The 25,342-nt window shown below is 68.3% G+C and carries 27 protein-coding genes and 1 pseudogene; 12 read left to right on the top strand and 16 right to left on the bottom strand.

Annotation, left to right across the window (positions count from 1 at the left end; all coding sequences use genetic code 11):
* Window positions 1–117 precede the first annotated feature (117 nt).
* Entirely contained in the window at window positions 118–825 is a 708-nt protein-coding gene (locus WS64_RS26465; protein ID WP_059582182.1) for a YceH family protein, read from the top strand.
* A 43-nt stretch (window positions 826–868) separates the two neighbouring features.
* Here WS64_RS26465 and WS64_RS26470 read toward each other — a convergent pair whose 3' ends face one another.
* Both WS64_RS26470 and WS64_RS26475 read right to left on the bottom strand, forming a co-directional pair.
* Window positions 869–2,134 carry a hypothetical protein gene (locus tag WS64_RS26470; RefSeq protein WP_060968599.1) on the bottom strand — a complete coding sequence of 422 codons (1,266 nt, stop codon included), beginning with the start codon at window positions 2,132–2,134 and terminating at the stop codon, window positions 869–871.
* A gap of 55 nt (window positions 2,135–2,189) precedes the next feature.
* Complete coding sequence (locus WS64_RS26475; RefSeq protein ID WP_060968203.1) at window positions 2,190–2,744, bottom strand: hypothetical protein; 555 nt, start codon at window positions 2,742–2,744, stop codon at window positions 2,190–2,192.
* Between the two features lie 352 nt (window positions 2,745–3,096).
* Between WS64_RS26475 and WS64_RS26480 the strand changes: the two genes are divergently transcribed.
* Complete coding sequence (locus WS64_RS26480; protein ID WP_059581668.1) at window positions 3,097–4,227, top strand: 3-deoxy-7-phosphoheptulonate synthase; 1,131 nt, start codon at window positions 3,097–3,099, stop codon at window positions 4,225–4,227.
* A gap of 388 nt (window positions 4,228–4,615) precedes the next feature.
* Window positions 4,616–5,044 (top strand): PRC-barrel domain-containing protein, encoded by a 429-nt coding sequence (locus WS64_RS26485; RefSeq protein ID WP_059581669.1) that lies wholly within the window; start codon window positions 4,616–4,618, stop codon window positions 5,042–5,044.
* Window positions 5,045–5,104: 60 nt separating this feature from the next.
* On the opposite strand, the gene WS64_RS26490 is transcribed toward WS64_RS26485, so the two are convergent.
* The 8 genes and pseudogenes from WS64_RS26490 to WS64_RS26525 form a co-directional block, all read right to left on the bottom strand.
* Window positions 5,105–5,857, bottom strand: coding sequence for an SDR family NAD(P)-dependent oxidoreductase (locus WS64_RS26490; RefSeq protein WP_060968204.1), 753 nt, complete (start codon window positions 5,855–5,857; stop codon window positions 5,105–5,107).
* A 40-nt stretch (window positions 5,858–5,897) separates the two neighbouring features.
* On the bottom strand, window positions 5,898–6,413 hold the full coding sequence (locus tag WS64_RS26495; protein WP_060968205.1) for an Ohr family peroxiredoxin: 516 nt from the start codon (window positions 6,411–6,413) through the stop codon (window positions 5,898–5,900).
* Between the two features lie 20 nt (window positions 6,414–6,433).
* Complete coding sequence (locus tag WS64_RS26500; protein ID WP_059581677.1) at window positions 6,434–7,189, bottom strand: SDR family oxidoreductase; 756 nt, start codon at window positions 7,187–7,189, stop codon at window positions 6,434–6,436.
* Between the two features lie 205 nt (window positions 7,190–7,394).
* Window positions 7,395–8,408 (bottom strand): LysR family transcriptional regulator, encoded by a 1,014-nt coding sequence (locus tag WS64_RS26505; protein WP_060968206.1) that lies wholly within the window; start codon window positions 8,406–8,408, stop codon window positions 7,395–7,397.
* A gap of 109 nt (window positions 8,409–8,517) precedes the next feature.
* Complete coding sequence (locus WS64_RS26510; protein ID WP_059644407.1) at window positions 8,518–8,922, bottom strand: cupin domain-containing protein; 405 nt, start codon at window positions 8,920–8,922, stop codon at window positions 8,518–8,520.
* Window positions 8,923–8,995: 73 nt separating this feature from the next.
* Window positions 8,996–9,475 carry a carboxymuconolactone decarboxylase family protein gene (locus WS64_RS26515; protein WP_059581685.1) on the bottom strand — a complete coding sequence of 160 codons (480 nt, stop codon included), beginning with the start codon at window positions 9,473–9,475 and terminating at the stop codon, window positions 8,996–8,998.
* A gap of 194 nt (window positions 9,476–9,669) precedes the next feature.
* The gene (locus WS64_RS26520; RefSeq protein WP_059581688.1) at window positions 9,670–10,554 is read right to left on the bottom strand and encodes an RNA polymerase sigma-70 factor; all 885 of its coding nucleotides are present in this window, start codon (window positions 10,552–10,554) and stop codon (window positions 9,670–9,672) included.
* A 77-nt stretch (window positions 10,555–10,631) separates the two neighbouring features.
* Window positions 10,632–11,024: pseudogene (locus tag WS64_RS26525) on the bottom strand (diaminopimelate epimerase); the annotation flags it as partial.
* Window positions 11,025–11,293: 269 nt separating this feature from the next.
* Between WS64_RS26525 and WS64_RS26530 the strand changes: the two are divergent.
* From WS64_RS26530 to trhA, 3 genes are all read left to right on the top strand, one after another.
* Complete coding sequence (locus tag WS64_RS26530) at window positions 11,294–13,372, top strand: carbon starvation CstA family protein (RefSeq protein ID WP_059581690.1); 2,079 nt, start codon at window positions 11,294–11,296, stop codon at window positions 13,370–13,372.
* A 12-nt stretch (window positions 13,373–13,384) separates the two neighbouring features.
* Window positions 13,385–13,591, top strand: coding sequence for a YbdD/YjiX family protein (locus tag WS64_RS26535; RefSeq protein ID WP_027781714.1), 207 nt, complete (start codon window positions 13,385–13,387; stop codon window positions 13,589–13,591).
* A 206-nt stretch (window positions 13,592–13,797) separates the two neighbouring features.
* Complete coding sequence (trhA, locus tag WS64_RS26540; protein WP_060968207.1) at window positions 13,798–14,418, top strand: PAQR family membrane homeostasis protein TrhA; 621 nt, start codon at window positions 13,798–13,800, stop codon at window positions 14,416–14,418.
* Window positions 14,419–14,476: 58 nt separating this feature from the next.
* On the opposite strand, the gene WS64_RS26545 is transcribed toward trhA, so the two are convergent.
* Window positions 14,477–14,902: a nuclear transport factor 2 family protein gene (locus WS64_RS26545; protein ID WP_060968208.1), complete on the bottom strand. Its 426-nt coding sequence runs from the start codon at window positions 14,900–14,902 to the stop codon at window positions 14,477–14,479.
* Window positions 14,903–15,022: 120 nt separating this feature from the next.
* The gene (locus tag WS64_RS26550; RefSeq protein ID WP_059581700.1) at window positions 15,023–15,376 is read right to left on the bottom strand and encodes a DOPA 4,5-dioxygenase family protein; all 354 of its coding nucleotides are present in this window, start codon (window positions 15,374–15,376) and stop codon (window positions 15,023–15,025) included.
* 487 nt (window positions 15,377–15,863) lie between these two features.
* Here WS64_RS26550 and WS64_RS26555 point away from each other — a divergent pair, with 487 nt between their 5' ends.
* The 3 genes from WS64_RS26555 (at window position 15,864) to WS64_RS26570 (ending at window position 17,375) form a co-directional block, all read left to right on the top strand.
* Window positions 15,864–16,241 carry a hypothetical protein gene (locus WS64_RS26555; protein WP_060968209.1) on the top strand — a complete coding sequence of 126 codons (378 nt, stop codon included), beginning with the start codon at window positions 15,864–15,866 and terminating at the stop codon, window positions 16,239–16,241.
* A gap of 223 nt (window positions 16,242–16,464) precedes the next feature.
* Window positions 16,465–16,944: a hypothetical protein gene (locus tag WS64_RS26565; RefSeq protein WP_059581708.1), complete on the top strand. Its 480-nt coding sequence runs from the start codon at window positions 16,465–16,467 to the stop codon at window positions 16,942–16,944.
* 170 nt (window positions 16,945–17,114) lie between these two features.
* A complete protein-coding gene (locus WS64_RS26570; RefSeq protein ID WP_059644394.1) occupies window positions 17,115–17,375 on the top strand; it encodes a hypothetical protein in 261 nt (86 codons plus the stop codon).
* Window positions 17,376–17,523: 148 nt separating this feature from the next.
* Here WS64_RS26570 and hpnH read toward each other — a convergent pair whose 3' ends face one another.
* Both hpnH and ispH read right to left on the bottom strand, forming a co-directional pair.
* The gene (gene hpnH / locus WS64_RS26575; protein ID WP_006480287.1) at window positions 17,524–18,684 is read right to left on the bottom strand and encodes an adenosyl-hopene transferase HpnH; all 1,161 of its coding nucleotides are present in this window, start codon (window positions 18,682–18,684) and stop codon (window positions 17,524–17,526) included.
* Window positions 18,685–18,696: 12 nt separating this feature from the next.
* On the bottom strand, window positions 18,697–19,638 hold the full coding sequence (gene ispH, locus WS64_RS26580) for a 4-hydroxy-3-methylbut-2-enyl diphosphate reductase (RefSeq protein ID WP_059581714.1): 942 nt from the start codon (window positions 19,636–19,638) through the stop codon (window positions 18,697–18,699).
* 402 nt (window positions 19,639–20,040) lie between these two features.
* Between ispH and WS64_RS26585 the strand changes: the two genes are divergently transcribed.
* Window positions 20,041–21,228 (top strand): glycosyltransferase, encoded by a 1,188-nt coding sequence (locus tag WS64_RS26585; protein ID WP_060317820.1) that lies wholly within the window; start codon window positions 20,041–20,043, stop codon window positions 21,226–21,228.
* 122 nt (window positions 21,229–21,350) lie between these two features.
* Here WS64_RS26585 and WS64_RS26590 read toward each other — a convergent pair whose 3' ends face one another.
* Together WS64_RS26590 and hpnA are read right to left on the bottom strand one after the other, a co-directional pair.
* On the bottom strand, window positions 21,351–22,757 hold the full coding sequence (locus WS64_RS26590; protein ID WP_060968210.1) for a hypothetical protein: 1,407 nt from the start codon (window positions 22,755–22,757) through the stop codon (window positions 21,351–21,353).
* 108 nt (window positions 22,758–22,865) lie between these two features.
* Window positions 22,866–23,873, bottom strand: coding sequence for a hopanoid-associated sugar epimerase (gene hpnA, locus WS64_RS26595; RefSeq protein WP_060968211.1), 1,008 nt, complete (start codon window positions 23,871–23,873; stop codon window positions 22,866–22,868).
* Between the two features lie 151 nt (window positions 23,874–24,024).
* Here hpnA and WS64_RS26600 point away from each other — a divergent pair, with 151 nt between their 5' ends.
* Together WS64_RS26600 and rarD are read left to right on the top strand one after the other, a co-directional pair.
* Window positions 24,025–24,321, top strand: a complete 297-nt coding sequence (locus tag WS64_RS26600) for an acylphosphatase (protein WP_006480292.1) — start codon at window positions 24,025–24,027, stop codon at window positions 24,319–24,321.
* A gap of 16 nt (window positions 24,322–24,337) precedes the next feature.
* Entirely contained in the window at window positions 24,338–25,237 is a 900-nt protein-coding gene (gene rarD, locus WS64_RS26605; protein WP_060968212.1) for an EamA family transporter RarD, read from the top strand.
* The last annotated feature ends 105 nt before the right edge of the window (window positions 25,238–25,342 follow it).

Genomic DNA, 25,342 nt, shown 5'->3' on the forward strand with positions numbered 1-25,342 from the left:
CGGGGGCGGCGAGCGGCGCCGGGACACGCATCGCGAGCTATCATATGCCTCGCCCGTGCGCGATGCCGCGCGGGCCGCGACCGTTCCCTTCACCTGCTGCACGCTGCGACGCCACCCATGAACACCACGCCGGATACGCCCACGCCCCGCGCCCTTCGCGAACTCACGCCCCTCGAGGCCCGCATTCTCGGCGTGCTCGTCGAGAAACAGCACACGGTGCCGGATACCTATCCGCTGTCGCTGAACGCGCTGACCGCCGGCTGCAACCAGAAAACCGCGCGCTCGCCCGTGATGAACGTGAGCGAGGACGAAGTCACGACCGCGCTCGACGGGCTGAAGCACCTGAGCCTCGTGATGGAAGGCAGCAGCAGCCGCGTGCCGCGCTTCGAGCACAACATGAACCGCGTGCTCGGCATCCCGAGCCAGGCGATCGCGCTGCTGACGATCCTGCTGCTGCGCGGCCCGCAGACGGCCGCGGAGTTGCGCCTGAACAGCGCGCGCCTGCACGGCTTCGCGGATATCTCGTCGGTCGAGGCGTTCCTCGACGAACTCGCGGCGCGCGCGCAGCCGCTCGTCGTCCGCCTGCCGCGTGCACCGGGCGCGCGCGAGAACCGCTGGATGCACCTGATGTGCGGCGAAGTGAACATGGCCGACTTCGCGAGCGCGGATGCAGGCGGCGCGGATTCGGTGCCGCCTTCCGAATTCGAAGCGCTGAAGGCCGAGCAGAAGCGCCTGGCGGACGAAGTGGCGCGCCTGAATGCGCTGGTTCGGCGGATGGCGAGCGAACTCGGCATCGACGCCGACGCGCCGGGCGACGCGGGCTGATCGCGTGCCGATGCGATGACGGCGGGGCGTGCGCACCGCCGCGTTACTTCAGCTTGACGCCGGGGACGAGGTAGCGCGCACCACCCGGCTTCAGGATCGGCGCGAGCGCGGCAAAAGGCGCGTCGAGTTGAGGCCCGAGGCAGGCGCCCATTGCGTGACCGATCCCCGATACGACGAACGACAGCTTCCCGGGCGCATCGAGTTCGAATGCCAGATATTGCGGGAACACGTCGGCGCACGATAGCGAATCGCCTTCGCCGTCCGTCGATTGTGTGCCCGGTGAGGTTCCGTCGCGCAGCCGCGCAATGAACTTCGCCAGCGCGGCGCTCGTTGCCGATTCATGGTCCTCGGCCGGCGCAGCGGCGTCGATCACGCGATTCCAGTCGAGATACGTGCCGCGCAGCAGGTCGAACGTGACCGGATCGTAGTGATTGTCCGGGTGCGCGCCGCCGCAGTACGTGCTGCCGGCTTCCACGATTCCCAGTGCCGCCCGCGACAGCCACGTGACCGTCACGCTCTCGTCGTCGTAGCTGCCCAGCGTTCCGGCGGCCGGCCCGTCGTCGGTATAGCGCGTCGACGCGCATTCGAGCGCCGCGAGATTCATTTGCCAGTGCCGCTGTTCGAGCAGACGATTGATCCGCGCCATCACGGCCGGGTCGGGATGGCGGCTCAGGCGCGGATACGCGAGCACCGTGCGCGGGTCGCGCCACATTCGGTACGCAACCGTACCGTCGCCCACTTCGGAGCCGACCGGCTGCGCGTGGCCGGCAAGCTTCAATGTGGCATAAGGCGCGTGCTGCATGTCGATGTCCTCACTGCGCGCGACGCCGCTGCCGATACCGCCCGCCACGAGCGCGCCAATCGCTTCGACGGGGCCGGGTGCAACCGCGTCGGGATCGTATTCAGCTACGCGGCGCAACGCGAAGGGCCGCGTCTTGCCCGAGCGCGCATCGATCCAACGGCCGCGATAGCCATCTTTGTCCCGCGTGCCCTGCCAGGTGGCCGCCCTGTGATCGAAATCGGGCTGCCCGCTGTATTTCGACGCGCTGCGCACATCGTCCGGCAATTGCGAGCGCACGAGCGGCTCGACCAGTTGCGCGGGCTTGCCTCGCAGCGGAATATCGACGCCGAACTGCGCATAGAAATAGCGGCCCGTGATCGAGCCGTCCGCGGCCGGGCGATCGTCGAGTTCCATCACGACGGTTCCGGCGCCTTGCAGCGTTCCTTCATAGACGGTGCGCGGCGCGGCGTTGGCAACGCTCGCGTGCAGCGCGATCAGCGCACACGCGCTTCGGATCAACGGGCGCATCACGCGCGACAACAGGATGGTTTTCATGACGGTGCGTGAATGATGAAGATGCATGTCAACCGACACTGATCCGCGTCGCGCCGGCATCGACGAGCCGGAACAGCAGATCCTCGACGGCCGTCTCCGGCGCGGAACCGAGATCCGCGTGGATGCGCCAGCCCTGTTCCGTGCGAACCGGTTCCGACAGGTAGTGAACGATGCCGTGCAATCCATCCTCGGCTGGCGTGTTCTCGTCGTCCCCGTCGAACCACGCGAGGAACCACGTCTTGAAGGCGTCGTTGGCCGCGGTTTCGTCGAGACCGTCGGCTTCGACCGTGGCCCAGTCCCAGACGAACGGGCGGATCGACACGGCCGCCGTTTCGAGCTCGAACGCGAACGGCTCGAAATCCAGTTGCGTGGCCGAGTCGACCATCGCGGGCTCGCCGGCCGATTCGCCTTCGGCGGCGATGGTATCGGCGCGGCACGGCAGCGCGAGCGGACCTTCGGTGGCCAGCGTGCCGTCGTCCCGCCGGTAGGCCGGTTCGACGACGACCGCCGGTTGCGTGGCCGCTTTCGCGAGCAGATCGGCATAGGGTTGGCGGATGGCGCGGAGCAATTCGGAGACGGTCATCGTGATGTGTCGGTCGGGCAGGGAACGCGTGGTCGCAGGCAAGCGGTACGCGAAGCGGCGGACGTCACCCGACGGGCCGCTTCGCTACCGGACAGTTGCGATCGTACGGTACTTCGCCCGCACGCGAACACTCGGCCGAACGGCCGGGCCACTTGCTGGTCACCACGCCGCGCAACGCGGCGGACGGCGGGCGAACCCTTGCGACACGCCTTTTTTGCCCCGTTTTGACGTCGGCCGCATTCCCGCGGCGGTGGCCGCCCGCCTTCCCCCGCCGCAAGCCGCTACCGTCTCGCGCGAGTGCCATAATCGAGCCTGCCCATCATTCCAGACAGACGTCCCCCGGAGAATCACCATGCAGAACCTCGACAATCCTTCCCACGATCGCGAGGTAGGCAGCGCCGACGCGACGCAGGACACCACGCGCATCGACGACGTGCGCATCGGCGCGGTGCGTCCGCTGATTTCGCCCGCGCTGCTGCTCGACGAACTGCCGGTGCCGGCCGCCACGCAGACGCTCGTCGAGGACACGCGCCGCGCGATCGGCGATATCCTGCACGGCCGCGACGACCGCCTGCTGCTCGTCGTCGGCCCGTGCTCGATCCACGATCACGACCAGGCGCTCGATTACGCACGCCGGCTGAAGGCGGCCGCCGACGCGTTGAAGGACGACCTGCTGATCACGATGCGCGTCTACTTCGAGAAGCCGCGCACGACGGTCGGCTGGAAGGGCTACATCAACGATCCGCGCCTGGATGGCAGCTTCCGCATCAACGAAGGGCTGCGCGCCGCGCGGCAACTGTTGCTCGACATCAACGCGCTCGGCCTGCCGGCGTCGACCGAATTCCTCGACCTGCTGAGCCCGCAGTACATCGCCGACCTGATCGCGTGGGGCGCGATCGGCGCGCGCACCACCGAGAGCCAGAGCCACCGTCAGCTGGCGTCGGGGCTGAGCTGCCCGATCGGTTTCAAGAACGGCACCGACGGCGGCGTGCAGGTCGCGTCGGACGCGATCGTCGCCGCGGCCGCGAGCCATGCGTTCATGGGGATGACGAAGATGGGAATGGCCGCGATCTTCGAGACGCGCGGCAACGACGATGCGCACGTGATTTTGCGCGGCGGCAAGAACGGCCCGAACTACGACGCCGAGCACGTCGAAGCGAGCTGCGCGGTGCTGCGCAAGGCCGGGTTGCGCGAACAGGTGATGGTCGATTGCTCGCATGCGAACTCGAACAAGTCGCACGAGCGGCAGATCGAGGTGGCTCAGGATCTCGCGCGGCAGTTGGGGCAGGGCGAGCATCGGATCGTCGGCGTGATGGTGGAGAGCCATCTCGAAGCCGGCCGGCAGGACTTGAAGCCCGGCGTGCCGCTCAAGTACGGCGTGTCGATCACCGATGCGTGCCTGAGCTGGACGCAGACGGAGCCTGTGCTCGACGTGCTGGCCGACGCCGTGCGGCACCGGCGAACGTATTCGCGCAATGCGTGACGCCGCGTGGTCCGATGCGCCCAGAAGGCCGGGTATGCGTTTCGTGAGGTTGTCGTGATCGACAGGCCGCGGCGCCATTTTTCCGGGCCGCGCGCCCCATCTGTCCGCACGATCGTTGATCCTGATCCGGCTTGCCCCATCTGCCGTGTTGCATCGTGAACGCACGATCCGGCGAATGCCGCTACCATGAAAGACGTGTTGCTCGCCGCAGTCCGGCCATGCCGGTCCGCCACGCACACGCGCAGTGGCGGTGCGGCCGGCCGTCACGCGACCGACGAAGCGCGGGGCGGCCATCCGTGGGGCGGCCATCCGTGGGGCGGCCACCGATCAGCCGTTGCGCCCGCTTCGCGCCCGGAATCCACAACAACCGCACCGGAGTGCATGACACATGAAGTTCTACAAGACCCTCATCGCAGCAACCGTCCTCGCCTCGAGCGTCAGCGCGCACGCGCAGATCGCGGGCGCGCAGCCGATCAGCGTGACCGTCGAGCAGTCGCAGGCGCTGCTCGAAGGCTGGAGCGTGAAGAAGAGCGTGCTCGGCAAGACCGTATACAACGACGACAACCAGAAGGTCGGCAAGGTGCGCGACCTGATCGTCGCGCCGGACGGCTCCGTGTCCGCCGCGATCGTGTCGGCCGGCGGCTTCCTCGGCGTGGCCGCGCATGACGTCGCGGTGCCGATCGCGTCGCTCGACGTGCGCAACGGCAACATCTACCTGCCCGGCGCGACGAAGGAGGCGCTGAAGGCCACGCCGGCGTTCCAGTACGCGAAGGTGCCGTCGCCGCCGAAGCCGAAGAAGGTCGACGAAAAGCACTGATCCGCTACCTGCGCGTCACGCGTCGCCCGTCGCGACGGGTGACGCGCGTTCCGGCGACGGTCAGGTTGCGTCGAGCCCGCCGTCGACCGTGATTACCTGCCCCGTCATCCATGCCGCCTGCGGCGATGCGAGCGACACGATCCAGCTCGCGACGTCCGCGGGCTCGCCACGCCGGCCGAGCGGAATGCGCGCGCGCTCCTGCGCCTTGATCGCTTCGATGTCGGCTTCCGACAGCTTCATCCGTTCCGACAGGAAGTCCGTTTCCGTCGGGCCCGCCGCAACGGCGTTCACGCGCACGCCCGCCGATGCGAGCTCGAGCGCCCAGCAGCGCGTCAGATGCTCGAGCGCGGCCTTGCTCGCCGCATAGTGCGACAACAGCGCCGCTGCCTTGTGTCCGAACGTGCTCGACACGTTGACGATGCTGCCGCGCGCCGCTTTCAGATGCGGCAGCGCGGCGGTCGCGAGCATCGACGGCCCGAGCGTATTGACGCGGAAGATCGCGCTGATCGCGTCGAAGGTCGCCGACTCGAGCGGCAGGATCGCCCCCGCGCCCGCATTGTTGACCAGCACGTCGAGCCGCCCCGCCAGGGCGACCGTTTCGTCGATCGTGCGCGTGGCGTCGGCCGGATTGCCGGCGTCCGCGACCACGTAGTCGATGCCCGGCGCGCTGCGCGCGGCGGCGGAAAGCGCCACTTCGCGGCGGCCCGTGATGACGACGCGCGCCCCTTCGCGTGCGAACGCGACGGCCGCCGCCCGCCCGATGCCGGCGCCGCCGCCGGTAATGAGGACCACCTTGTTGTCGAATGACTGCATGACTTCCTCGTGAAGACGATGGGTGGAACGTTCGCGCCGTCTAGCGTTCGGGCGCGTCGTCCGCCGGCGCAAGCGCCACGATGTGGCTGATGCCCTCGTGCGCCATCTTCGTATACGGACAGAAACGCTCCGTATTGCGGACAAGTTCTTCCGCCAACGTGCGTTCGACGCCCGGCAGCCGCACGCGAATGTTCGCGTTCAGCATGAACAGCCCGTCCATCGGATCGCGGCAGAAGTCGATCGATGCGGACACCGACGCGCCGGCGATCGCTACGCCCGCCCGTGCGGCCAGCAGGCTCAGCGCGCCGTGAAAACACGCCGCATAGCTCGCGGCGAACAGTTGCTCCGGGTTCGGGCCGTCGCCGGGCCCGCCCAGTGCGGACGGCAGGCGCAGCGCGACATCCAGGCGCCCGTCGTCGGAACGCGCGACGCCCGATGCGCGGCCGTGCTCGGCCTCGCCGCCCGTGACGGTGACCGTCGTCGAGTACAGCGTCTGCGGTTCTCGGCCGCGATACCGGTCGAGCAGCGACAGCGGCGGCGGGCGCAGTGGCGTCATGGTGTGCGATCCGGCGGTGGTCAGCGCGCGAGCGCGTGCTGTCGGAACCACGCGTCGAAGGTCGTCGCGCCGAGGCGCGCGCCGGGCGCCGGCACGAGCGTGTCGTCCTGCAGCACCGCGCCGAAGTAGTCGGCGCCCGCATCCCGCGTCACCGTGCGCGCGTCGTGCGTGGCCGACAGGAAACGTTCGACCAGATCGGCGATCCGCACGCGCTCGGGGCCGCCGATCTCGACGATGCCGTTGCGCGGCGCATCGAGCGCGAAATCGGTCACGGCGGCCGCGACGTCGTCCGACGCGATCGGCTGGAAGTGCGCGGTGGTCAAGCGGACCGTGTCGCCTTGCGCGCCAGCCTGCGCGATCGCGCCGACGAATTCGAAGAACTGCGTCGAGCGCACGATCGTGTACGGCACGCCCGCTTCGCGGATAAGGTTTTCCTGAACGATCTTGCCGCGGAAATACGCGCTCTGTTGCAACCGGTCGGTGCCGACCACCGACAACGCGACGTGATGGCGCACGCCGGCCGCGCGCTCCGCGGCGAACAGGTTGCGTCCCGACGCCTCGAAGAATGCCTTCACGGCCGCTTCCTCGAACGACGGCGAATTCGCGAGATCGACCACGACCTCCGCGCCGGCGAGCGCGTCGTCCAGCCCCGCACCCGTGATCGTATCGACGCCCGTCGACGGCGCTGCGGCCACCGCGTCGTGGCCGCGTGCGATCAGGTTCCTGACGACCTTGCTGCCGATGAGGCCGGTACCACCAATGACGACGATCTTCACGATTGCTCTCCTTGAACGGGCGCGCGACATGCGCGCCGCTTGAACCTGCCGAAACCGGCGCCGATCGCGTTCGCGCGATCGGGCCGCCGCCTTGCCGAGCGGCGCCGCGCCGTATGCGCGTGCCTGCCGAACAGCCCGCATCGTAGGCATGCGCCGCGCGGTCCGCCAGTGTCCAGCAAGCCCTCACCATGTTGCCGCGAATGCATCAATCGACCGCCTCCAGCGGCGCCGTCGTCGTCATGGTCGTCATCGTCGCCGGGCACTGCAGCTCGCGCGCACGCGTCTGTTCGATCATGTAGTCGATGAACACGCGGATCCGCGTGGGCAGGTGCTTGCGGCTCAGGTAACAGAGATAGTGGCCGCCGTCGTCCGGCGCGTGCTGGCCGAGACAGCTCACCAGCCGGCCGTCGGCGAGCAGGTCGCACACCTGGTACGCGGGCAACTGCGCGATGCCGAGCCCGTCGAGCGCCGCCTGCACGACGAGATCGATGTCGTTGAACGTGTGATGCGCGGCGATCTGGCGCTGCTGCGTCACGCCGTCGATCCTGAATTCCCATTCCGTCACGCGGCCCGATGCGGTGCGCAGGTTGATGCAGCGATGCCGCCCGAGATCGTCGACGTGGCGCGGCAAGCCGTGCTGATGCGCGTACGACGGCGACGCGCAGACGATCATCTGCATCGGAATCAGCCGGCGCGCGACGATCGCGCTGTCCTCCATGCGGCCGTCGCGAAACGCGACGTCGATGCGGTCGGCGGAGAAATCGACGGGCCGGTCGTTCAGCAGCAGTTCGAGCGTGATGTCCGGATACTGCGCGTGGAAGTCGCGCAGCAGCGGCGCGATGACCTTGCGGCCGAAGCCCGGCGTCGCGCCGATGCGCAGGTGCCCGCTGGGCGGCCCGCTGCGCAGCTCGCGCATGTCCTCGAGCGCCTGCGCCAGATGCTCGATGCCGGGCCGGCAGTTTTCGTAGAAAAGCTCGCCTTCGCGCGTCAGCGACATGCTGCGGGTGGTGCGCTGGAACAGGCGTGCGTCGAGCCGGTCCTCGAGCCGCTGCACGTGGCGGCTGACCGACGAGCGGCCGACGCCGAGGCGGTCGGCGGCGCGCGCGAAACTGCCCTCGGTGACGACGGCCAGGAACGTGACCACGCCGGCGTAGCAGGTCGAGAAGCTGCGCGCGAACGGGTCGTCGGCATCGGGGCGGCGGATGGAGGTGTCGGGCATGGTGGCGCTGGATTCGTGGTGTCCGTATGCGACTAGACGTTTCAGCGCTGCCGCCTGTGACACCGCCCGCCGCATTTTTTCAAAAAGGTCGCGGCGGCGTGAGAGCCGGCTATTTTTCCGGCACGAGCACGGGCGCGCCCTTGTCCTTCAACAGCAGCACGATGAACTTCGCGGGCCGGGTCTGGCTCGCGTTGCGTCCGACCGTGTGCAGGTCGTTCGGGCCCTCGTAGAAGGTCTGGCCCGGTTTCAGCGTGACGGGCTCGCCGCCCTTCACCTGCATCACGATCGAGCCTTCGACGACATAGACGAACGCGTCGGCGTGGTGGCGGTGAACCGGGTCGACCGCGCCGGGCGGGTATTCGACCGAGATCATCTGGGCTTCCTTGCCCGGATAGTCGTCGAGGGGCTTCGTCATCAGCGTCGTGACGATGGCCGAGGGCGCCGCATGGGCGGCGCCGGCGGTGGCGGCCGCGACCAGGAGCGCGGATGCGACGGCATGTTTCAAGCGAATCATGGGAGGTATTCCAGTGATTGCCGCCGGCAGGCCGCCGGCGGCGAAGAAGGGCGCCCGCGGCCGGGCGAGGGCGTCAGGCGAGATTGGCCTTGTCGAGGCCGTAAGCCTTGTCGGCCGAACCCGGAGCGGTGCGGAACGCCACGTTCGCGCGGTTCCAGCCGTTGATCGCCATCACTTCGAACGTCAGGTCCGACAATTCCTTTTCGGAGAACTGGCCGCGCACGCGATCGTAGACGTCGTCCGGCACGCCGTGCTCGGGGAGTTTCGTCAGTATTTCGGTCCAGGCCAGCGCGGCCCGCTCGCGCGGCGAGAACAGCGTCGATTCGCGCCACGTCGCCAGATGGTGCAGGCGCAGCTCGCGCTCGCCGTGAAGGCGCGCTTCCTTCACGTGCATGTCGAGGCAGAACGCGCAGCCGTTGAGCTGCGACGCACGGGCCGACACGAGATCGCGGATCGATTCCTCGATCGCGCTGCCGCGCAGCAAATTGCTGAGTTCGAGGAACTGCTTGAACAGCTCGGGCGATTGATGCATGTAGTTGAGACGCTGCGTCATGATTTCTCCTGGCGACGAAGAGGCTGGCCCGCGTGGTGCGGGTGTCGTGGGCGGCAGGGCGCCGCGCGAAATCATCTTAGGAGGGTGCGCCGGTGCGCGGTAGCCACGCACAGGGACGCATCGTGTTGCGCGCGCTGCATCAATCCGGGCTCGACGGCGCGGGCGCGGCCGGTTCCGGCGCGGGGACGCGCGCGTCAGCCGGCCGCGCAGGCGGCCGCGATCCGCGCGAGCTTGTCGGGGTTGCGCTGCACGAGAATCCGGCCGATGCGCGCGCCGTCGGTCTCGAACGACATCGCCGCTTCGAGTTGCCCGGCGATGAAGCGCAGCATCGCCCATTCGCCGTTCAGCACGACCGGCCGCATCTCGACACCGCTGCCGCAGCGCAACCACGTCGCATAGAACAGTTGAGCGATGCGGCGACCGCCGACCAGCGGTTTCGGGAAACTCTGAACCTTGCCGCCGCCATCGCCGATCAGCATCGCGTCTTCGGCGAGGAGCGCCTGGATCGACGGGAAATCGCCTTGCGCGAGCGCGTGCGAAAAGCTCTGCAGCAATTGCCGGTGCTTTTCGCGCGGCACGACGTGGCGCGGCCTGTCGTCGTCGCGCAACTGGGCCTTCGCGCGGCTGACGAGCTGCCGGCACGCGGCTTCGGATTTGCCGATCGCATCGGCTATCTCGTCGTAGTCGGCATCGAACACTTCGCGCAGCAGGAACGCCGCGCGCGCTTCCGGCGTCAGCCGTTCGAGCAGCAGCAAGTACGCGACCGATACGTCGTTCGCGCGCTCGGTCATTTCCTCCGGCGTGGCAGGCGATTCGCCGAGCTCCGGCTCGGGCAGCCAGATGCCCGTGTAGTGTTCGCGCCGGAGCTTCGCCGCGCGCAGGCGATCGATCGACGTCCGCGTCGTGACCGCGACGAGCCAGGCCTCGGCGTTCTCGATGCGCTCGCGCGCCGCGTCGTGCCAGCGCAGCCACACGTCCTGCACGATGTCCTCGGCGTCCGCGATCGAGCCGAGCATCCGGTACGCGATCTTCTGCAGGCGCGGGCGCAACGCGTGGAAGGTTTGCGCGTCGTCGGTCATCACAGCCACACCCCGTTGAACGCGAACGTCACGGGCCCGCTCAGGAACACGCTGCCGGTGCCGTTCCATCGAACCGTCACGTCCTGCCAGCCGAGCCGCGGCGCGCCCATTTCGACCTCGATCAACCCGTCTGTATCGTGGGAACAGTGCAGGCGCCGGCGATTCGCGCGCGGCACGGCCGACGCCGCGCCGGTTTCCCGCATCAGCTTTTTCCACGCGACACCGCGCGTCGCGCTGCCGCAGGTATCGAGCGCCGAGCCGTCGGGGTTCCGGAACGCGACGCGGGCGGCCGCATCGTCGCAATCCGACCCAACCGCGAGCGGGTCGGAGCCGATGCCGCGATGCCGACCGCCGATGCGTCGCACGAGATCGCGATCGACGCGATGCGCGGGATCGTGCCCTTGACCACGCAGGTCGACGATGACGAAGTCATCGCCATTCGCGTTCATGTTCTGAAATGCAATCGGCATGGCGGTTCCGGAATGGGGGCAGGCAAATACTGTACGTGGCTCGCCGGCCGGGAGCAATCGTGGCCTGACGGCGGGCATGTGGCAGCAACTACGTAATTCTACGTAGATCCTCATACGTAGTTATCCGCTTGTAAGCAGCCCCCGTCGCGCGGAATACTACGGCCCATCGCCGCGGCTTCTGCGAGGCTGCGGCACGACGCATCGACGTCACGCGGGTTCGGCTTTCGGGCCGCATCCACTCAAAAACACATTGGAGACCAGGAGACGCCATGAATCGGGCTTCCAGTACCCTGCTCTGGATCGCGGTCGCGCTGCTCGGCGCGTTCGCATTCGGCACGATCGCACTCGCGCACGGCGAGCGCGTCAGTGCCCTCTGGATCGTGATCGCCGCAGTCTGCGTGTATCTGATCGCGTATCGCTTCTACAGCCGTTTCATTGCCAGCAAGGTCATGCAGCTCGACGGGCTGCGGATGACGCCGGCGGTCAAGTACAACGACGGCCTCGACTACGTGCCGACCAACAAGTACGTGCTGTTCGGCCATCACTTCGCCGCGATCGCCGGCGCCGGGCCGCTGGTCGGCCCCGTGCTCGCCGCGCAGATGGGCTACACGCCCGGCATGCTGTGGATCCTGGCCGGCGTCGTGTTCGCGGGCGCGGTGCAGGACTTCATCGTGCTGTTCATCTCGACGCGCCGCGACGGCCGCTCGCTCGGCGACCTCGTCAAGATGGAACTCGGCACGGTGCCCGGCGTGATCGCGCTGTTCGGCGCGTTCCTGATCATGGTGATCATCCTCGCGGTGCTCGCGCTGATCGTCGTGAAGGCGCTGACGAATTCGCCGTGGGGCACGTTCACCGTCGCCGCGACGATTCCGATCGCGCTGTTCATGGGCGTCTACACGCGCTACATCCGCCCGGGCCGAATCGGCGAAGTGTCGATCATCGGCTTCATCGGGCTGATGGCGGCGATCGCGTTCGGCCAGAACGTGGCCGCCTCGCCCACGGTTGCCGCATGGTTCACGTTCAGCGGCACGCAGCTCACGTGGATTCTCATCGGCTACGGCTTCGTCGCATCGGTGCTGCCGGTGTGGCTGCTGCTCGCGCCGCGCGACTACCTGTCGACGTTCCTGAAGATCGGCACGATCCTCGGCCTCGCGATCGGCATCCTCGTCGTCGCACCGGAACTGAAGATGCCCGCGCTGACGAAGTTCGTCGACGGCACGGGCCCGGTGTGGTCGGGCAACCTGTTCCCGTTCCTGTTCATCACGATCGCGTGCGGCGCCGTATCGGGCTTTCACGCACTGATCTCGTCGGGCACGACGCCGAAGCTGATCGACAACGAAACCAACGCGCGCTTCATCGGTTACGGCGCGATGCTGATGGAATCGTTCGTCGCGATCATGGCGCTGGTCGCCGCGTGCGTGATCGAGCCGGGCATCTACTTCGCGATGAACGCGCCGGCGGCCGTGCTCGGCTCGACGCCGGAAGCGGTCGCGAACACCGTCACGCAATGGGGCTTCGTGCTGACGCCCGACATGCTCACGCAAACCGCGAAGGCCGTCGGCGAAACGACGATCATCGCGCGCGCGGGCGGCGCGCCGACGCTGGCCGTCGGCATGGCGCACATCCTGCACCAGGTGATCGGCGGCGAAGCGATGATGGCGTTCTGGTATCACTTCGCGATCCTGTTCGAGGCGCTGTTCATCCTGACGGCCGTCGACGCGGGCACGCGTGCGGGCCGCTTCATGCTGCAGGATCTGCTCGGCACGTTCCACCCGGCGCTCAAGCGCACCGAATCGCTGCCCGCGAACCTGGTCGCCACCGGGCTGTGCGTGGCCGCGTGGGGCTACTTCCTGTACCAGGGCGTGGTCGATCCGCTCGGCGGCATCAACACGCTGTGGCCGCTGTTCGGCATCTCCAACCAGATGCTCGCCGCGATCGCGCTGGTGCTCGGCACCGTCGTGCTGTTCAAGATGAAGCGCGAGCGCTATGCGTGGGTAACGATCGTACCGACCGCGTGGCTCCTGATCTGCACGCTGACGGCCGGCTGGCAGAAGATTTTCGACGCGAACCCGAAGGTGAGCTTCCTCGCGCACGCCGCGAAGCTGCAGGCCGCGGTGGACGAAGGCAAGGTGCTCGCGCCGGCGAAGTCGATCGCGCAGATGAAGCGGATCATCTTCAACGACTACATCGATGCGGCGCTGGCCGGGCTGTTCATCTTCGTCGTCGTGAGCATCGCGGTGTACGGCCTGCTCGCCGTGCTGCGCGCGCGCCGCGAGTCGAAGCCGACCGTGCGCGAGACGCCGTACGAAGCGATGCCGGCCGCGCAGGCGCTCGGCAGCGGACGATAACGGGAGGCCGCGATGTTCACCGATCTCGGCAGCGACCTGCGCAGCGCGGGGCGTTACCTCGGGCAGGCGTTGCGGCTGATGGTCGGCCTGCCCGACTACGACACCTACGTCGCGCACATGCGCGAAACCCATCCGGACCGCGAGCCGATGACGTACGAGGAATTCTTCCGCGAACGTCAGAACGCGCGGTATGGGTCGGGAGCAGGGAAGTGTTGCTGAACCGGCCGTTGCAATGACCTGACGAATCGGTCCGGTTGACGAAACGGAAGCGCCGCGATGGATGTCGCGGCGCTTTTTTTTGCGCCGGCCGGCGGCGCGCGGCGCATGGCGCTCGCACGCCGTTTGCCCGGGCGCAGCACGGGCTATCCGGCCGCCGGTATCATAGGGCTCCCTCTTTTCCCCGATGGACCGCAGGAGAACACGTCGTGCATGCCGGTGAGCGTTTCAACAGCATTTCCCATCTCGTCGGCGCGGTGCTGTCGGTAGCCGGCCTCGTGGCGCTCGTGACGATGGGCGCGCTCGAAGGGGACCCGTACAAGGTGGTGAGCTTCAGCGTGTACGGCGCGATGCTGATCCTGCTCTACGCGATTTCGACGGCGTATCACAGCGTGCGCAACCCGCGCCTGAAGGCGATCCTGCAGAAATGCGACCATGCCGCGATCTACCTGCTGATCGCCGGCAGCTACACGCCGTTCACGCTGGTCACGCTGCGCGGCCCGTGGGGCTGGTCGCTGTTCGGCGTGAGCTGGGGGCTCGCCGTGTTCGGCATCGTGCAGGAGCTGACGCTCGGGCGCCGCACGCGCCTGCTGTCGATGATCCTGTACGTGCTGATGGGCTGGCTCGCGCTCGTCGCCGTGCGTCCGCTGATCCATGCGCTGCCGCCGGTCGGCACCGCGTGGCTCGTGGCCGGCGGCGTGATCTACAGCGCGGGGATCTACTTCTTCATCAACGACGAACGCATCCGCCACGGGCACGGTATCTGGCACCTTTTCGTGCTGGCCGGCAGCCTGTGCCAGTTCGTCAGTGTCGCGATGTATGTCGCGTGAGCGGCATGGAGCGTCGGGCAGATGATGTCCGCGCGTGGCCAGCCGGCCCGAGCATGCGCTACGGGCGCGAGGCGGCCCGCAGCGCGTTGAACCCGGCCCATCCCCAATACACGCGATGATGCGTGATCAGCCCGTCGCGCAGATCCATCACTTCGACGAGATCCACCTGATCGCCGTCCGGCGTTGCGCGCGGGTATTCCCAGACGAGCTGGCGGCCGTTCGAGAAGAACAGCCCGGTCCGGTACCAGCGCCCGAGCCGGTTGTCGGGATCGCGCAGGCCGGCCGCGAGGAAGGCGCCGATCGCGGTCTTGCCGCGCAGCACGCCCGAGCCGTGCGCGGGCCGCGTGGCGACGACGAGCGGCGTTTCGAGCACTGCGTCGTCGGCATACAGCGACATCAGCGCGGCGAGGTCGCGGGCGACGACGGCGGCGTGCCAGTCTTCATGGATGCGTCGGGCGTCGGCGTGGGTGTCTGCGGGTGTCATCGCGGGTTTCCGGAAGTCGATCACGGAAACCACTGTAGAGGCGCGCCGCCGCCAGACGTTTCACGTCGACCCGAAACGTGAATGCCTCGCCGCGGCGAAGGCGGCAGGGCGCGCCGGCCGTTAGCCGGCCAGCGCGTCGAGATTCAGCGTATACGACTTGCCGATCCACATCGCGCAATCGCGATGGTCGCGCAGGTCGTCGCCGGTATTCGGATGCACGAAGATGTCGAGCGCGCCGTGGTTCAGCACGAGCCAGGGCACGATGTCGTCGAATCGCGCGGCGCCGAACGCGATCTGGTACGACCACGCCGGATGCGGGCCGACGAGGCGTTCGTGAAAGCGGCCGAGTTCGATGACCGCGCCGAACCGCGCGTCGACGACCTGGCGAAACGCCCAGGCCGCGTCGCGGCTCGCCGCATCGAAATAGACGTGCGCGTGCCAACTGTCGATGGCGGTAATGTCGAGAGCGACCATGGAGAGATTCGATTAAAAATGAAAACACCTGAGATGCCGTGCGAAACGGCCGATGCGTGATTATCGCGCGTCCTTGCGGCATGCGTCGTGTCCCGATCCGGCAGGGCGACGCGGATGATTTGTCCTGCATCAGAAGAATCGGCTGATCGGATGAAATCGTTTCGGCGGTATCCGCGTGCGCGACATCACGCCAAAGCCTTGTCCGTGGGCGCGCCGGCCGGCATCGCGCCGGCAACACGTCATTTCGGAAATTGAAAGAGCGGTATGTGCGCCGAGAGGATCGCCGGTAAGAATCCGATCAGCTCGTTGAATGAAATAAAGAAATTCCGTTTCGAATGGATTCGCGAATGACGCGGCTCGTGCGCCGAATGCGCGGCTGAAAATAACAATTGCGGATTCGGCTATTCAACCGGGATGCGGCCCGACATACGATGATTTCAACGCATCGATGCTGGATCGATGCGGGGACAACCATCTGGAGGCCATTATGCGATCCCTCGTTCCCGTTGCCGTTCTTTCCTGCGCACTCGTTGCGCTGCCCGCCGTGAGCTTCGCGCAGTCGATCGGCGCTGGCGACATGCGGCATGCCGCGCCGTTGACCTGGTCGGCGGCGCGTGCCGAAACCGACGCGCAGTTGATGCAGATGACGCGCGCCGGCTATCGCGCGACGACGGCCGGCAACCAGAACTATCCGCTCGCGATGCAGCGTGCGCTCGACCGCGTGAACAACCCGATGCCCGACCGGTGGCGCGACGAGAAGGCCGCGATGGAAGCGCGGGCGGCCCGCGACGCGCAGAGCGGCCATCCGGTGAAGGCGTTCTTCGTGAAAACCGCGTACTACCTGAAGGGCGACAACACGTTTTGATGCGGGAGACGGACATGGCGTGCCCGAACCGATTGTCCGGCGTGTTGCGTGAGCTGGCGATACGCAGGCTGCCGCAAGCGTGCGCGACGCGACGGCGCGCCGATGTGCGCGGCGTGCGACGTCGGGCGCACGCCCTGCGCGACGCGGGCCGCTGCGCACGCGTGTGCCGCAGTGCGTGGCCGGGGGCGGCGGCGAACGACGCATGCGCGAGCGAGGGCGAATCATGAAAGTTGCCCGAAAAGGCCGGCGCCATCCGCCGTTGACGCGCGAATGGCTGCTGCCGCTGCCGCTCGCGCATGCACGCGACATCTCGCTGAAATGCCACATGGCGCTGGTCGCGCTGCGCGGCGAGCACGGTAGCGAAGCGCTGCTGATGCGGCTGCGCACGAGCGTGTATCTGGTCTTCCTCGCGCTCGACGATGCGGTCTCCCCCGATGCGACCATCGCCCTGTGCGTCGACGCGGAGCGCGTGCTGGACGCGAGCGCGGCGCGCGCCGCGCAAGGCGGTGCATGGACGCTACACGCCGACGAATGCGCGGTGCTCGAACGCGTGCTCGCCGCGAACGACGCGTGCGTCGCGACGCTCACGCGGCATCGGCTGGCGGAGCTGTGGCGTCATGTCTGCACGTTCGCTTCCGCCGAACAGCCGGGGTTGGTCGCGCAGGCCGCGACGAAGATGCGGGAGCCGGCCATTCTGCATTGAACGGCTGGCCGACGGCCGCGTTTCATACGTGTCCGATTCCATCGCGCGGCCGCGCGCCGTCTAATGGCATGACTGGAACCCGGCGTGGCCGGGGGACGACAATCCATCCTCGCGTTCGCGGCGATCGTGCGTGTCGACGCGAACGCATTCGTTTTCGGTCAGGAGGAGCGATGGCGCTATACAGGAGCGGCGGCTACTTCACGTGCGGAAGTGGGCGCGCATTCAGCGAGAACCTGCCGCCGGGCAGCAGGGTGACGGTGGCGGGCATCTACCGATGCACCGTATGCGGCGACGAAATCGGCATCGCGAAATCACAGAGATTGCCGTCGGAGGAAGCGCATCGGCACGATCTCGACCCGCCGTCCGATCCGCTGCTCGATCCGGGGCCGACCGCGTGGCAACTGATCGCCGCGGCGGAGTCGCGAAGCTAGGCGGCGGACGTTCGTCCCCGCACGTACACGTGCAAGCGCCACGCGTCACACGGCGTCCGACAAAACAAAAGCGCCACGGAGCGAACTCCGTGGCGCTGCTTCGATGCGTGGCCGCTGAAGGCGCGAACCCCCGCGCGGCGAAACGCGCTTAAGCGGCCGTTGCCGACTTCGCCGGCTTCTGCAGCTTGCCCTTGCCGGCGCGCTGGATTTCCTCGAGCTTGATCTCGACGTGGCGCGAGAACACGTACTCGGCCGGACGCTGCTTCGCGATCGAGATGTCCGGTGCGAACGGGCCGTCGGTCTTGATGCCCTTGCGGCTCACGCGCAGCGCCTTCAGCGGGTTCGAGATCGTGTCCATCACGGCCGTGGCCTCGAAGCCGCAGTGGACCATGCAGTCCGCGCACTTCTCGTAGTTGCCGACGCCGTAGTTGTCCCACTCCGTCGTTTCCATCAGCTCCTTGAAGGTCTTCACGTAACCTTCGCCGACCAGGTAGCACGGCTTCTGCCAGCCGAACACCGTACGCGCCGGGTTGCCCCACGGCGTGCACTTGTACGTCTGGTTGCCGGCCAGGAAGTCGAGGAACAGCGACGACTGGCTGAACGACCAGCGCTTGCCGCCTTCGCCGCGCTTCAGGATTTCGCGGAACAGGTTCTTCGTCTTGTCGCGGTTCAGGAAGTGCTGCTGATCCGGCGCGCGCTCGTACGCGTAGCCCGGCGACACGGTGATGCCGTCGACGCCGATCGGGCCCAGCGTGTCGAAGAACTTCGCGACGCGCTCGGGGATCGCATCGTTGAACAGCGTGCAGTTGATGTTCACGCGGAAGCCGCGGCGCTTCGCTTCCTTGATCGCCGCGACCGCCTTGTCGTACACGCCTTCCTGCGACACGGAATGGTCGTGCATGTCCTTGTCGCCGTCGAGGTGGACCGACCAGACGAAATACGGGCTCGGCTGGTAGTCGTCCATCTTCTTTTCCATCAGCAGCGCGTTCGTGCACAGGTACACGAACTTCTTGCGCTTCATGATGCCCTTGACGATTTCCGGCATCTCCTTGTGGAGCAGCGGCTCGCCGCCGGCGATCGACACGACGGGCGCGCCGCACTCGTCGACGGCCTGCAGGCATTCCTCGACGGAAAGACGCTGGTTCAGGATCGGATCCGGATAATCGATCTTGCCGCAGCCGTTGCACGCGAGGTTGCAGCGGAACAGCGGCTCGAGCATCAGCGCGAGCGGATAGCGTTTGTTGCCGGACAGGTGCTGGCGCACGATGTAGGCGCCGACACGGACTTGCTGGAGCAGCGGAATAGACAAGGGATGTCCTCCTTAAACTTCGCGGGCGACAGCTTGCGTGAGCTTCGCCGGCAACTTGAATTCGACTTTTTCTTCACGGCCCGCCATCGTCGCGACCTCGACGGGCCCCAGCGCGCGCAGCGCGCCGATTACATCCTCGACCATTTCCTCGGGCGCCGACGCGCCGGCGGTCAGGCCGACCGTCTGCACGCCCGCGAACCATTCGGCCTTCACTTCCGAGCCGTCGGCGACGAGATAGCTCGGCACACCGCTTTCGGTGCCGATCTCGCGCAGGCGGTTCGAGTTCGAGCTGTTCGTCGCACCGACGACGAGCAGCACGTCAACCTGTTCGCTCAGCTCGCGCACGGCGGCCTGGCGATTCTGCGTGGCATAGCAGATGTCGCGCGTGTCCGGGCCGACGAGGTCGGTGAACCGGCGCTGCAGCGCTTCGATGATGCCGCGCGTGTCGTCCACCGACAGCGTGGTCTGCGTGATGTACGCGACCGGCGTGTCGACGGGCAACGTCAGCGTATCCACTTCGGCCTCGCTCTGCACGAGGATCACCTCGGCCGGAATCTGGCCGATCGTGCCCTCGACTTCCGGGTGGCCCGCGTGGCCGATCAGGATCAGCCGGCGGCCCGCCGCGACGTACTGGCGGCCCTGCACGTGCACTTTCGTGACGAGCGGGCAGGTCGCGTCGAGCACGTCGAGCCCGCGCGTTTGCGCGTCGCGCTCGACCGTCTGGGCGACACCGTGCGCGCTGAAGATCGCGACAGCGCCGTGCGGCACCTCGTCGAGCTCCTCAACGAATCGTGCCCCTTTATTACGCAGATTTTCGACGACATGCCGGTTATGCACGATCTCGTGACGCACATAGACCGGCGCACCGTGCTGTTGCAGCGCGCGATCGACGATCTCGATCGCACGGACAACCCCCGCACAAAAGCCGCGGGGCTGGGCAAGGATGACTCGCATAGGTGAGCGAACTCCGACGACAGACGCCGGGGTTCGAGGCGCTGGCACGCGCTTGCTCGCCCCGGCTTGATGTTATGAAGGCAGGAACGAACCGGCCGGCCAGGCCCCGGAACCCCGAATTAATCGCGCATTTTAACCCTATCGGGCCGTCCTTGCTTCGGTGCCGTATCGACACCGTTGCAATTGCGGGAGAGCCGCGTCGGCGCTGGCGCGCGCGGAACCCGGTAAACTGCGCGGTTTCGCGGGCGGCCGCTCCGGCTGCCCGCCATCGCGCTCATTTCAAGGCCATTCGATGACCGTCGATTCTTACGCGTATTGCCCGTCCGCCCCTGCGGCGCCGGGTGTTTTGTTCCAGACCCTCATTGATGTCGCACGCGCCGGCGCCCGGCAGGGAGCAGGCCGATGATGCTCGCGATCGCCTTCCTGGTGTCCGGCCTGTCGCTGGTGATCTGGATCGTGCTGCTCGTCGCGCGCGGCGGCTTCTGGCGCGCGCAGCCCGCGCGGCCGCTGCCGCCCGACGCCCGCGGCGCGGCGGCCGAGGCCGGCTGGCCGGCCGTCGTGGCCGTCGTGCCGGCGCGCAACGAAGCCGACGTGATCGCCCGCGCGGCGACTTCGCTGCTCGAGCAGGACTATCCGGGCGACTTTCATCTGATCATCGTCGACGACCACAGCGACGACGGCACCGCCGACGCGGCCCGCGCGGCCGCGCTCGCGATCAACCGCGCCGACCGGCTGACGGTGCTGAGCGCGAAGCCGCTGCCGGCCGGCTGGTCGGGCAAGGTGTGGGCGCAGTCGCAGGGGATCGCGGCCGTGCAGACGCTTGGCCTGCCGGCCGACTACCTGTTGCTGACGGATGCCGACATCGGTCATCCGCCCGACGCCGTCGCGCAGCTCGTCACGCGCGCGCAGGCCGAAAATCGCGATCTCGTGTCGCTGATGGTGCGGCTGCGCTGCGATTCGTTCTGGGAAAAGGCGTTGATTCCGGCGTTCGTGTTCTTCTTCGCGAAGCTGTACCCGTTCTCGTGGATCAACAACCCGCGCAACCGGACGGCCGGCGCCGCGGGCGGCTGCATGCTCGTGAAGCGCACGGCGCTCGAGGAAGCGGGCGGCATCGAATCGATTCGCGGCGCGCTGATCGACGACTGCAGCCTTGCCGCGCAGATCAAGCATCGCGGCGGCGGCCGTCATCCGATCCGGCTCGATCTCGCCGATCGCAGCGTGTCGCTGCGCCCGTACGACAGCTGGCGCGACATCTGGAACATGATCGCGCGCACCGCGTTCACGCAGCTGCACTATTCGCCGCTGCTGCTGGCCGGCACGCTGCTCGGGATGACGATCATCTATCTGGTGCCGCCCGTCGCCGCGCTGGCCTACGGCGCGCGCGCATGGCCGGCCTGGCTCGCGTGGGCGTCGATGTGCGCCGCGTATGCGCCGATGCTGCGCTACTACCGGCGCTCGCCGCTGTGGGCGCCCGCGCTGCCGCTCGTCGCGCTGTTCTACGTCGGCGCGACGTTCGCGTCCGCGTGGCGTTACTGGCGCGGCAAGGGCGGCCAGTGGAAGGCGCGCGTGCAGGCGCCGGTGGAGCGCTGATCCACGCCGGCGGATGCCGCCGCCGTACCGATAAACCGGCCCCCTGAAAACACACAGCCCGGATCGACGCAAGCCGATTCGGGCTGTGTGCTTTCCGGCCGGTTGCCGGCCGATGCCGGCGCTTACCGCTGCGTCAGCATCATGTACATCTGGATCACGACGTCCGGCGAGAACGTGAACGGCACCCAGCCGTAGCCCGTGTGGCGCGCGACCAGCAGGCGGTCGCCGTTCGCCTGCTTCTGCACGGCCATCATCGGGTTCTTCGTCGTCACGAAACGCCAGCCGGCCGGAATGCCGGGCGGCGGCTCCGGCTGCATCGACGCGCGTGCATGCGCGAGCTCCTCGATCAACTGGCCCAGTTGCTCGGGATGCAGCGTGATCGACTGGCCGTTGATGGACAGCGTGAGTTCGTTCTGGGACGGGCGCGACACGTGCAGCGTCGCCTTGTCGGCCGGCGCGGCAGCGGCGTCGGCTTCAGTCGCGGTTTCGGCTTGCGCGGTCGGAATCGGTGCCGTCTCGGCATCGGCCGGCGCGCCGGCTGCTTCGACCACTTCGACCGTCCCGACCGTTTCAGCCGCGGCCGGCGCGGCCGCGTTCACGGACGCTGGCGGCGCCACCGCCGGCTCGACGACTTCAGCCGCCACGGCGGTTGCCGCCGCGCTCGTCGCGGCTTCCTGGACGACGGCCTCGACCAGCGCCTCGGCGTCGGCGATGGCCTTCGCGTGGTGCTGCGCGGCCGCTTCGGCCTGGGCGATCGCCTCGGTATGGCGCTGCGTGATGGCTTCGGCTTCGGCGGTGGCCTCGGCGTGGCGTTGCGCGGCGGCTTCGGCCTGGGCGATCGCCTCGGCGTGGCGCTGCGTGACGGCTTCGGCCTCGGCGGTCGCTTCGGCGTGACGCCGGGCGGCGGCCTGCGTGTCGGCGAGCGCCTGCGTGTGACGCTGGGCGAGCGCCTCGGCCTCGGCGATCGCGGCCCGGTGGCGCTGCGCGGCGGCCTCGGCTTCGGCGGTCGCTTCCGCGTGGCGCTTCGCGGCGGCTTCGGCTTCGGCGGTCGCCGCCGCATGACGTTGCGCGGCCGCTTCGGCTTCGGTCGCGGCGGCGTGATGACGCTGCGCGGCGGCCTCGGCTTCGGCGATCGCGGCCGCGTGCCGCTGCGATGCGGCCTCGGCATCCGCGTGACGTTGCGCGAGCGCTTCGGTCAGCGCGGTGGCTTCCGCATGGCGCTGCGAAGCGGCTTCGGCCTGCGCGGCGGCATCGGTATGACGTTGGGCGGCCGCTTCGGCGACGGCGGTGGCATCGGCATGGCGCCGCTGCGCGGCTTCGGCATCGGCGGCTGCGGCCGTGTGGCGCTGCGCGGCGGCCTTCGCTTCGGCTTCCGCCGCCGCGTGGCGCTCGGCGGCAGCCCGGGCCTCCGCCGCGGCGGCGCGCGCGAAGGCTTCCGCGCTGCGTGCCGCCTGCTGGGCGGCGTGGTGATCGTGGAGGAGCTGATCGACGCCCGTGGCGAGCGAAGCGATCTGATCGTTGAGGTTCATGCGTGTCTTCTCTGCGTAAGACCCGCGATTTTAACCGCTGCGCCGATGCCGGTCCGTGCGCGACGTGTAACAAAGTGCGCAAAGCGGCGCGAGGTGCGCCGCTTTGTGTTACTTCAGGTAGCCCGCCGAGCCGAACCAGTCGAGCGCATCGCGCAGCCCTTCGCGATACGGGCGCGCCCGGTAGCCGAGCTCGCGCTCGGCCTTCGCGGACGTGAAATACATCTTGTTCTTCGACATCCGCAGCCCGTCCACGGTGACGAACGGCTCCTTCTTCGTGAACTTCGCGACCGCTTCGGCGCCCACCGCGAGCGGATACAGCGGCCAGCGCGGCAGCGCGATCGTCGGCGCCTTGCGGCTCGTCATCTGCGCGATGTCCGCGAGCATCTGCTGCAGCGGCAGGTTCTCGCCGCCGAGGATGTAGCGCTCGCCGATCCGGCCGCGCTCGAGCGCGAGGAAGTGGCCGTGCGCGACGTCGTCGACGTGCACGAGGTTCAGCCCCGTATCGACGAACGCGGGAATCTTGCCGAGCGCGGCCTCGACGATGATGCGGCCGGTCGGCGTCGGTTTCACGTCGCGCGGGCCGATCGGCGTCGACGGATTGACGATCACGGCCGGCAGCCCTTCGTCGGCGATCATCCGTTCGACCGCGCGCTCCGCGAGCACCTTGCTGCGCTTGTATACGCCGATCGCCTGCTCGGCCGTGAGCGGCCGGTTCTCGTCGGACGGGTCGCCGGCGCTCGTCACCTTCAGCGTCGCGACGCTGCTCGTGTAGACGATCCGCTCGACGCCTTCCGCGCGGGCCGCGCGCATCGTCGCGACCGCGCCTTCGAGGTTCGCGCGCTCGATCTCGTCGGGGTCGGGCGCCCACAGCCGGTAGTCGGCCGCCACGTGCAGCAGGTAGCGCACGCCGCGCAGCGCGGCGCGCATCGACGCCTCGTCGCGCATGTCGCCGGTGACGATCTCGGCATCGAGATCCGCGACGTTCGTGCGCGGGCTGGTCGGGCGCACGAGCACGCGCACCGCATAGCCTTTCTGCTGCGCGATGCGCGCGACGGCCGAGCCGACGAAACCGGACGCGCCGGTGACGAGAACGAGATCGCGGGAAGTATCAGTCATGCGTTTCCTTCTGGGCCGCGCGGGCGGCGCGGCGGTTGGCATCGGCGAGATTGTACGTGGTCGGCGGGGGCGGCGACGCCCGGCCGGCGCGTGTGCGAAGCGGCCGACGCGACTACAATGCCGGGCTTGAATGCAACCGGAGGGCGATGCGATGAGCCGCAACGAGCTGGACGAACGGATCGAGACCTACTACGTGCGGGTGCGCGGCGTCGTGCAGGGCGTCGGCTTTCGTCACGCGACGGTGCGCGAGGCGCATGCGCTGAAGCTGCGCGGCTGGGTCGCGAATCTCGAGGACGGCACCGTCGAGGCGATGATCCAGGGGCCCGGCGCACAGATCGACCGGATGCTCGCGTGGCTGCGTCACGGGCCGCCCGCCGCGCGCGTGACCGAGGTGACGTTCGAGGAACGCCGCACCGAGAAGCGCTTCGAACGTTTCCAGCAGCAGTAAGGGGCACACGACGATCATGACGGGGTATCCGGAGGCGGGGCGCGGCCTCATGCTGTCGGTGATGGCGTCGACGCTGTTCGCGCTGATGTCCGCTTACGCGAAACTGCTCGCGCCGCTCACGGGGCTCGACGTCTTCGCGTGGCGCATCCTCTGGACCGCGCCGGGCGCGCTCGCGCTGATCGCGCTGCGCGGCCGCTGGCCGGCGCTCGTCGCGCTCGCCGCGCGCGGTGCGCGCGACTGGCGCCTGCTGATCGCGCTGCCGGTGAGCGCGGCGCTGCTCGGCGTGCAGCTGTGGCTGTTCCTGTGGGCGCCGCTGCACGGCCGCATGCTCGAAGTGTCGCTCGGCTATTTCCTGCTGCCGCTGACGATGGTGCTCGTCGGCCGCTTCTACTATCGCGAACGGCTCGACCCGCTGCAATGGGCGGCGGTCGCCTGTGCGGCGCTCGGTGTCGCGCACGAGGTGTGGGCGACGCGCGCGTTCGCGTGGCCGACGCTGGTCGTCGCGCTCGGCTATCCGCCGTATTTCGTGCTGCGCCGGCGGATCAGCGCCGATTCGCTGGCCGCGTTCGCGATCGAGATCGTGCTGCTGTGCCCGGTCGCGTTCGCGATGGTCGCGGCGAGCACGACGCGTGTCGCCGGCCATCCGCTGCTGTGGGCCGCGCTGCTGCCGGGGCTCGGCATTCTCAGCACGCTCGCGCTCGCGAGCTACCTGAAGGCGAGCCGCATGCTGCCGATGGCGCTGTTCGGGATTCTCGGCTACGTCGAGCCGGTGCTGCTCGTCGTGGTGTCGCTGCTGCTGCTCGGCGAAACGCTGAGCGTCGCGCAACTCGCGACGTACGGGCCGATCTGGGCCGCCGTCGCGCTCACCGCGTGGCACGGCGCGATGCTGATGCGGCGCCTGCCCGCGCGCGGGTAACGGCCTCGTCGCGATGCGCGGGCCGTGCGGAACGTGCCGCGCATCGCGTGCTTCATCGACCGTCGAACGGCGCCCGTATCGCTGCCGAGTCCCGTCGATTCCATT

The organism is Burkholderia anthina (assembly GCF_001547525.1).
Lineage (GTDB): Bacteria > Pseudomonadota > Gammaproteobacteria > Burkholderiales > Burkholderiaceae > Burkholderia > Burkholderia semiarida.